The sequence below is a fragment of the Yersinia sp. 1252 StPb PI genome (genome assembly GCF_048593885.1).
Lineage (GTDB): Bacteria > Pseudomonadota > Gammaproteobacteria > Enterobacterales > Enterobacteriaceae > Yersinia > Yersinia enterocolitica_E.
In genome coordinates this window covers 1-8,166 of the sequence record NZ_JAZGQE010000191.1, presented here as the reverse complement: position 1 = coordinate 8,166, position 8,166 = coordinate 1, and the positions used below count along the sequence as shown (strand labels likewise).

Here is an 8,166-nt window from a genome sequence, read left to right as displayed (position 1 = left end):
ACGAGCAAATCCCGATGAGCTGACTCAAGTCAGTGATTCGGGTGAGTGAGTGCAGCTAACACCGCTATAGCGTCAAGGACGAAGGGTAATTTAGTGGCGCTTACCGTCGTCGTCTTCATCCACCAACTCTTCACCATCGAAATCACCCTCTTCGTCATCTTCGGCGTTCGGGTCTTCGTAGTAGGTGCCCCAACCATCGTAGTTAACGCCACAGGTTTCGGCCAGTGCAATCAGTTGTTCAACCTGTGCATCAATGATTTCAGCATTTAGTGCAACTTCACTGATCACGTCACAACACATCACTAATGAGCCATCTTCCACTTCCAGCTCTTCAGCATCTGTCACTTCATAACCCAGCTTGAATGCTTCAACGGCAGCCTTCTCCAACACGTCGAACTTCTCAGCGGAAAGGTGATGTTCAATGGTGTATAGCGCATCTGGGTCACTGCCATCGTCTAGCAGTTCTTCGATGATCAGGCGGGTCTCGTCACGTTGTTCGTCCAGCATTTCGCGGTTTGCCATGCCTTTATCCTCAGTCAATGGGCTTTGTATGATGCTATTTTCCCACACCCACGCTAATGCCTCCACTATAAACGAGAAAGATTTATTGATTAGGGTTGTAATTGAATATTTATACGTATAAATTGAATTTAAATTCACATTGAAGTTCAATTAATCCCCCCAATAATTGGTGTTGTAGCCAGACAGCAAGTATGAAGGGTAAATGGAGATGAACAGATGAGTCAGTTCTATAAACGTCACTTTCTAAGGTTACTGGATTTTACCCCCACAGAGATTACGGCCCTGCTGGATCTAGCTGCTGAACTCAAGCAAGCCAAGAAATCAGGCTGTGAGCAGCAAAAATTAGCAGGTAAGAATATCGCGCTCATCTTCGAAAAAGACTCGACTCGTACCCGATGCTCTTTCGAAGTTGCCGCATATGATCAAGGTGCTCGCGTGACTTACCTCGGCCCAGGTGGGAGCCAAATTGGGCATAAAGAATCAATTAAAGATACCGCCAGAGTGCTAGGCCGCATGTATGACGGTATCCAATATCGCGGTCACGGGCAACAAATCGTTGAAACGTTGGCCGAATTTGCCGGCGTCCCGGTATGGAATGGTCTGACAAATGAATTCCATCCAACCCAGCTACTGGCTGATTTGCTGACCATGCAAGAGCATTTGCCGGGTAAGGCGCTGAGTGAAATGAAGTTTGCCTATCTTGGTGATGCGCGTAACAACATGGGTAACACCATGCTGGAAGCGGCGGCTCTGGTTGGAATGGATCTGCGCCTGGTTGCACCAAAAGCATGTTGGCCGGAGGCCAGTCTGGTGGCGGCTTGTCGAGCGCAGGCACAGAAAACGGGCGGAAAAATCACCCTGACAGAAGATATTGCCGAAGGGGTAAAAGGCGCTGATTTCCTGTACACCGATGTTTGGGTGTCAATGGGTGAGCCGAAAGAGGTGTGGCAAGAACGTGTTGCCTTACTGAAACCTTATCAGGTCAATATGGAGGTGGTAAAACTCACCGGTAACCCGCAGGTCAAATTCCTGCACTGCCTGCCTGCGTTCCACGATGACCAAACTACCGTGGGCAAACAAATGGCCGAACAGTATGATTTGCCGGGGGGAATGGAGGTTACCGAAGAGGTGTTTGAATCTGCTCACAGCATCGTATTTGATCAAGCAGAAAACCGCCTGCATACCATCAAAGCAGTGATGGTCGCGACATTGGGTCAAGACTAAACATAACAGGGCCGATCATCTGATGTGTCGGCTTTTAATTATTTTCACATCTAATCAATAAGCGTTATTGGCGCAGGCAGATTGAGTGCGGACAGCGCGCAGCCAACGGAGCATACACGGAGTATGTGACGGCGGCGAGCACTGCCCGAAGCTCAAGCTGACAAGTGAAATAGCTTATTTTACAGATATCTTCACAACAGCTTTACGCACATTAGCCGGTTCCCCCACCGCACACAGTGGTTTATGTACTTCACCCGGGTAGAACACCACAAAATCACCGGTCTGCATAACAAACTGCTTCTCATCAACACCCGCCGGTAAAAAAGCGATGTCTTTGTCCGCTAACCAGTCAGTGTCCGGCTTACCGGCAGGCTGATTACTGAACGTCATCCCCTCGACGCCCGCCAAAACAATCTGAATATCCAGATACTTAGCGTGATATTCCGCACGGCGATTTTCCAGATAATCCGTGCAGTCATTGGAGATCAATACGAATAGATTATTGCCATCAATATCATGCTTACCCAATGGGGTTTCTGCGGTGATATGGCTCTTCACATACTCAATAGCTTCTTTTAATTGTGCAGGCAGATAAGGCAACAATTCCAAATGATGAATATTTCCGGTAATCATGGCTTTCCCTTTCGTGTAAATAAAATGAAATAACGTTTCATTATAACCAGTTCACTGTTCATTTAGTGGGAAGTGTTTAACATTTATTAAGCTGGAATAAAGATTGTGCTGCTGCTGGACGAATTAATAATCATTACTTTTTTGTAAAATTTTTTTATCACTAATTGTTATAACAAATAACTGTTGAGACTTTGACCACAGACAGTAAAGCCATTATCGTGAGAAACTGCGATGAAATAGTCGAAAAAACAATAATTTCCTAGCGATGTTAACTATCTATACTTGCTATTAACGCGAAAACATTCGTGGTTGTAGCCCATTTCGGGGAGTCACAATGAAAGCTAAAATTCTGTCATTATTGGTTTTGACAGCACTATCTGGCGGTGCATTGGCAGCAACGCCACCAGATACTCTGGTCGTAGTACAATCCCTGGATGATATCGTCAGCCTTGATCCGGCTGAAAGTAATGAACTGTCGAGTATTCAAACGGTTCCAAGTCTCTACCAGCGGCTGGTACAGGCTGATCGTGATGACCCGGCAAAAGTGGTGCCGATCCTTGCTGAAAGTTGGCAAGGTGATGCCGCAGCCAAAACCCTTACCGTGAAATTACGTCCGCAGGCTGAATTTGCTTCTGGTAATCCAGTGCAGGCCGATGACGTGATTTACTCCTTTACCCGTGCGATAAAAATGAACCGTTCACCGGCTTTCATCCTTAACGTACTGGGCTGGGATGCTAGCAACATCGATCAACATCTGAAAAAGATTGATAACAAGACCGTTCAACTGAGCTGGAGCGCTGATGTCAGCCCAGCGGTTGCTCTGAATATCTTATCAACCCCAATCGCCTCAATTGTTGATAAGAAAGCCGTCAGCGCCAATGTTAAAGAAAACGACTATGGTAATGCCTGGCTGAAAATGCATTCCGCCGGTAGTGGTCCGTTCAAAATGCGGGTATATCAGCCGCACCAAGCCATCGTGCTGGATGCCAACCCGACATCTCCGGGTGATAAGCCGCTGATTAAAAATATCATTATCAAAAACGTACCGGACCCAAGTGCCCGCCGCCTGCTTATTCAGCAGGGTGATGCCGATATTGCCCGTGAATTGGGGCCAGATCAGACCGCCGCGCTGAAAACACAAGCTGGCGTTAAGGTGGTTGAGATCCCTTCAGCGGAACAAAACTATTTGGTATTCAACACCGCCAACCCTGCTAACCCACTATTGAGCAAACCTGAATTCTGGCTCGCTTCACGCTATTTGGTTGATTATGAAGGAATTACCAAAGATCTGCTGAAAGGCCAATATTTCGTGCATCAAAGTTTCCTGCCGGTCGGTTTACCAGGTGCTCTCGAAAGCAATCCATTCACCTTTGATCCGGCTAAAGCTAAAGAGATTTTGGCCAAAGCAGGCATTAAAGATGCCACATTGACACTGGATGTTGAGAACAAACCTCCGTTTATCACCATCGCTCAATCGTTACAGGCAAGTTTTGCTCAAGGTGGCGTGAAATTGGTGTTACTGCCAGCAGCAGGCAGCCAAGTGTATGGTCGAGTCCGCGCTAAACAACATCAGTCTGCTATCCGCTTGTGGATCCCGGATTACTTTGATGCGCACTCCAATGCCAGCGCCTTTGCCTATAACGACGGCAAGAGCAGCACTGTTGCCGGTTTAAACGGTTGGGTTATTCCTGAGCTGAATAAACAAACACTGGCCGCCGTCGCAGAAGCCGATCCGACGAAACGCACTGCGCTCTATACCCAGTTGCAACAAGAGCTGCAACAGAACTCGCCTTATATCTTTATTGATCAAGCCAAAGCACAAGTTGTGCTGCGCGATAACGTAAAAGGCTACCAGCAAGGTTTGAATGCGGATATGGTCTATTATGACCGTGTCAGCAAATAGCCTATTCCCTGCGTACTTGAAGTTGCAGGGTTGTTAGCTGCGTGAACTTACCCGAATCACTTACCAGTGTAAGCTCATCGGGACTCGTTCATTTGCCGCCTACCTGTAACGCCAAGTTCTTGGGCATAGCTGGTTGATATATCGATAAATGTATCTATGAAACAGTGAGTTGCTAGTCGATGTCTGTAGCACTAAATAATACGCCGGGAACCCAATCCCGGCGTCGTCTTTGGGGGTTTTTACAGGGTTTATTTACCCTGGCCCTGACCTTATTCGGTCTGCTGGTAATTACCTTTTTCCTGTCGGCGCTGTCGCCGGTAGATAGGGTATTACAAATCGTGGGGGACCACGCCAGTGAGGCTACCTATCAACAAGTTAAACACCAACTTGGGCTGGATCAGCCATTAGCCGTGCAGTTCTGGCACTATTTGGTGCGGCTGCTGCATGGCGATCTGGGTACTGCCAGTGCCAGTGGCCAACCCGTGTTACAGGAGCTGCTGACAGTTTTCCCCGCCTCGTTAGAATTGGCCACCTTGTCATTAGTGATTGGCGCAGCACTGGGGGTTATCCTCGGCTTGTTGTGCGCCCGCTGGGCAGGCAGCAAGCTGGATGCCACGATTCGCTTTATCACCTTGCTGGGTAACTCGGTACCTATCTTTTGGCTTGGCCTACTGATGTTGCTGCTGTTTTATGCGCGCCTGCAATGGAGCCCGGGGCCCGGTCGCCTTGACGATATTTATCAATATACTGTGGAAGCGAAGACCGGATTTGCGCTGATCGACACCTGGCGCTCCAATGATACCGGTGCCTTTAGTAATGCCATCGCCCATTTAATTTTGCCGGTTTCCCTGCTTTCTTACTATGCTCTGGCCAGTATCACCCGCCTGACCCGCTCAGCTTGTTTGAGCGAGCTGAATAAAGAGTACATTACACTGGCGCGAGCGAAAGGCGCGGGTGAAATGCGAATTCTGCTGATGCATGTACTACCCAATATCCGTGGCACATTACTGACCGTGATTGCGCTGGCCTATACCAGTATGTTGGAAGGTGCGGTGTTAACCGAAACCGTTTTTGCCTGGCCGGGTATTGGCCGTTACCTGACCAGCGCACTATTTGCTGGCGATACCACCGCGATTATGGGCGGGACACTGCTGCTAGGTATCTGCTTTATTTTGATTAACAATGTGACGGATCTGCTGGTCCGCCTGCTGGATCCGAGAACGCGCTGATATGTCGATGATAACCTTCTGCCACGCGCTAAAGCGTTCCCCCTCCACCAGCATTGGACTGTTTATTCTCTCCTCGCTGGTGATCATTGCAATTTTTGCTCCGTGGTTAGCGCCACAAGATCCCAACTGGCAAAACGCAGCCGACCGTTTATTACCGCCGGGTGCACACCACTGGCTCGGTACTGATAGTTATGGCCGCGATATGCTGTCGCGCCTGATTTACGGCACCCGCCCAACCTTAGGGCTGGTACTGCTGGTTACCGTGATCACGCTACCATTGGGGTTACTGGTCGGCGTGCTGTCCGGCTATTACGGTGGCTGGCTCGAACGCATTTTGATGCGCATCACTGATGTAGTGATGTCGATGCCACGGCTGATTCTGGCCTTTGCCTTCGTGGCGATGCTCGGCCCCGGTTTGATTAACGGTGCATTGGCATTGGCACTGACTACCTGGCCGGCCTATGCCCGTCAGGCCAGAGCCGAGATCCAATTATTGCGCAAAAGTGATTATCTGGCCGCCGCTGAAATGATGGGAATTAAAGGTCTTCGGCTATTGTGGGGCCATATTTTACCCATGTGTCTCCCCTCGGCGGTGGTGCGTCTGGCGCTGGATTTAGCTGGCATTATTTTGGCCGCTGCCGGGTTAGGTTTCCTCGGGCTAGGAGCCAGACCGCCCATGTCCGAATGGGGATCAATGGTTGCTGACGGAATGCAGGTTATCTTCGATCAATGGTGGATCGCCGCGATCCCAGGCTGCGCCATTTTACTCAGCAGCATGGCTTTTAATCTGTTAGGCGATGGCCTGCGCGATATTTTGGATCCTCACCATGACTGATAAAATTTTCGCCGTTGAAGGCTTGAGTGTCGACTTTAAACAACAGCGGGTGGTGGATAATATCTCTTTCCAGCTCGGCCATGAGCGCGTAGCACTGGTCGGTGAATCCGGTTCCGGTAAATCCATTACTGCCAGAGCACTGATGGGGTTAGTTCGCTCACCGGGCAAAGTCAGCGCCAAAAAGCTGAGTTATTACTCTGACAATACCGATGAACAAGGAAATCCCGGTAAGATCGTCGAACACGATTTGACATCCCTTAAGCCGAAACAGTGGGGTGCGTTACGTGGCAGTGAAATTGCTATGGTGCTGCAAGATCCCCGCTACGCACTGAATCCGGTGCGAACCGTAGGTAAGCAAATTGAAGAATCCCTGCTGTTACATAATGCTCTCTCAGGGGCCGATGCTCATGAACGAGTATTAAATGCACTGGCTGCCGTCGGGCTGAATGAAGGTGCTTACCACAGCTATCCTGGCCAACTCTCCGGCGGAATGGGCCAGCGGGCAATGTTAGCTATAGCATTGGTGAATAACCCACGAGTATTAATTGCCGACGAACCAACATCAGCCTTGGATGCCAAACTGCGTAATCAAATTCTTGAATTGATTGTTGAACAAACCGAGCAGCGCAATATGAGTTTACTGTTGATAAGCCACGATTTGCCGTTGGTCGCTGAGCATTGCCATCGCGTGCTGGTGATGTATCAAGGGAAACTGGTCGATCAAGGGGCGGCGGCAGATTTGCCTTATTCAACTCATCCTTATACCCATACGTTATGGGCCTGCCGCCCGAATGCCGGTACCTATGGCACTGACTTGCCAGTATTAGATCGCAGCGCTGATTTCTCTGGAGGTTCCCATGGCACTGATTGAAGTCAATAATCTCCGGGTCAGTTTCCCTCAGAAGAATCAGGTAAAAACAGCGGTTGAATCAGTAAGTTTTGCCGTTGAAGCGGGTGAAACCTTCAGCCTGATCGGCGCATCCGGTTGTGGTAAATCCACGGTATTACGTACTTTGGCCGGTCTACAGCGAGAATGGCAAGGGGAGATAACCTTGCTGGGTACGCCGTTACGGCCAGGGCAACGTTTCACCGGCCAACTGCGTAAAGATGTGCAGATGGTGTTTCAAGACCCTTATGCGTCACTGCACCCTCAGCATAATATTCAACGCACATTGGGTGAGCCATTACAGATTCACGGTGAAAAGAATATCCAGCAGCGAATCGTAAGTGCATTAGAGCAAGTAGGTCTGCCTGCTTCTGCCGCCCAGCGTTACCCTCATCAGTTCTCTGGCGGCCAGCGCCAGCGTATTGCTATTGCTCGCGCCCTGTTATTGCGACCAAAACTGTTGTTACTGGATGAACCTACTTCAGCATTAGATATGTCGGTTCAGGCGGAAATCCTCAATTTGCTCAATCACTTGAAACGCGAACATGGCATGACGTATTTATTGGTCAGCCACGACAGCGATGTGGTGGCCCATATGTCTGAACGCGCGGCCCTGATGGAGAGCGGGAAGATAGTAAGAGAGTTTGCCCGGCGGGATTTAGAGCTAGCTGAGCATTTTATGGGATAGCGTTTTGCCGTTCACTCGTGGGTTAAGTTTGGTTAATAGAATAGATCGGATCACTGTTTCGGTTGATTCGGTGCTCGGATTCGGTTGTTAGAATAGATCGGATCACTGTTTCCGTTGATTCGGTGCTCGGATTCGGTTGTTAGAATAGATTGGATCACTGTTTCCGTTAATTCGGTGCTCGGATTCGGTTGTTAGAATAGATTGGATCACTGTTTCCGTTAATTCGGTGCTCGGATTCGGTTGTTA

General features: G+C 49.2%; 8 protein-coding genes. 6 read left to right on the top strand and 2 right to left on the bottom strand.

The annotated features are described in order from the left end of the window. Nucleotides 1–90 precede the first annotated feature (90 nt). Complete coding sequence (gene rraB, locus V2A85_RS19950; protein ID WP_420072174.1) at nt 91–522, bottom strand: ribonuclease E inhibitor RraB; 432 nt, start codon at nt 520–522, stop codon at nt 91–93. Between the two features lie 216 nt (nt 523–738). On the opposite strand from rraB, the gene argF reads away from it, so the two are divergent. Beyond that, nucleotides 739–1,746 carry an ornithine carbamoyltransferase gene (gene argF / locus V2A85_RS19945; RefSeq protein WP_083160828.1) on the top strand — a complete coding sequence of 336 codons (1,008 nt, stop codon included), beginning with the start codon at nt 739–741 and terminating at the stop codon, nt 1,744–1,746. 174 nt (nt 1,747–1,920) lie between these two features. Here argF and V2A85_RS19940 read toward each other — a convergent pair whose 3' ends face one another. Further along, nucleotides 1,921–2,379: a YhcH/YjgK/YiaL family protein gene (locus V2A85_RS19940; RefSeq protein ID WP_083160830.1), complete on the bottom strand. Its 459-nt coding sequence runs from the start codon at nt 2,377–2,379 to the stop codon at nt 1,921–1,923. Nucleotides 2,380–2,713: 334 nt separating this feature from the next. Here V2A85_RS19940 and V2A85_RS19935 point away from each other — a divergent pair, with 334 nt between their 5' ends. The 5 genes from V2A85_RS19935 to V2A85_RS19915 all read left to right on the top strand — a co-directional run bounded on the left by V2A85_RS19935 (nt 2,714) and on the right by V2A85_RS19915 (nt 7,920). After that, nucleotides 2,714–4,282 (top strand): ABC transporter substrate-binding protein, encoded by a 1,569-nt coding sequence (locus tag V2A85_RS19935; RefSeq protein ID WP_420072173.1) that lies wholly within the window; start codon nt 2,714–2,716, stop codon nt 4,280–4,282. A gap of 179 nt (nt 4,283–4,461) precedes the next feature. After that, complete coding sequence (locus V2A85_RS19930) at nt 4,462–5,511, top strand: ABC transporter permease (RefSeq protein WP_420072172.1); 1,050 nt, start codon at nt 4,462–4,464, stop codon at nt 5,509–5,511. 1 nt (nt 5,512) lies between these two features. Continuing rightward, the gene (locus tag V2A85_RS19925) at nt 5,513–6,346 is read left to right on the top strand and encodes an ABC transporter permease (RefSeq protein ID WP_005186584.1); all 834 of its coding nucleotides are present in this window, start codon (nt 5,513–5,515) and stop codon (nt 6,344–6,346) included. Next, nucleotides 6,339–7,217: an ABC transporter ATP-binding protein gene (locus tag V2A85_RS19920; protein WP_372557868.1), complete on the top strand. Its 879-nt coding sequence runs from the start codon at nt 6,339–6,341 to the stop codon at nt 7,215–7,217. Before V2A85_RS19925 ends, V2A85_RS19920 begins: the two co-directional genes overlap by 8 nt. Further along, the gene (locus V2A85_RS19915; protein WP_420072171.1) at nt 7,204–7,920 is read left to right on the top strand and encodes an ABC transporter ATP-binding protein; all 717 of its coding nucleotides are present in this window, start codon (nt 7,204–7,206) and stop codon (nt 7,918–7,920) included. Before V2A85_RS19920 ends, V2A85_RS19915 begins: the two co-directional genes overlap by 14 nt. Nucleotides 7,921–8,166 lie beyond the last annotated feature (246 nt).

Bases quoted from the DNA above. Each gene is read 5' to 3' on its own strand.
- rraB (WP_420072174.1), bottom strand. From the start codon at position 522: ATGGCAAACCGCGAAATGCTGGACGAACAACGTGACGAGACCCGCCTG.
- argF (WP_083160828.1), top strand. From the start codon at position 739: ATGAGTCAGTTCTATAAACGTCACTTTCTAAGGTTACTGGATTTTACC.
- V2A85_RS19940 (WP_083160830.1), bottom strand. From the start codon at position 2,379: ATGATTACCGGAAATATTCATCATTTGGAATTGTTGCCTTATCTGCCT.
- V2A85_RS19935 (WP_420072173.1), top strand. From the start codon at position 2,714: ATGAAAGCTAAAATTCTGTCATTATTGGTTTTGACAGCACTATCTGGC.
- V2A85_RS19930 (WP_420072172.1), top strand. From the start codon at position 4,462: ATGTCTGTAGCACTAAATAATACGCCGGGAACCCAATCCCGGCGTCGT.
- V2A85_RS19925 (WP_005186584.1), top strand. From the start codon at position 5,513: ATGTCGATGATAACCTTCTGCCACGCGCTAAAGCGTTCCCCCTCCACC.
- V2A85_RS19920 (WP_372557868.1), top strand. From the start codon at position 6,339: ATGACTGATAAAATTTTCGCCGTTGAAGGCTTGAGTGTCGACTTTAAA.
- V2A85_RS19915 (WP_420072171.1), top strand. From the start codon at position 7,204: ATGGCACTGATTGAAGTCAATAATCTCCGGGTCAGTTTCCCTCAGAAG.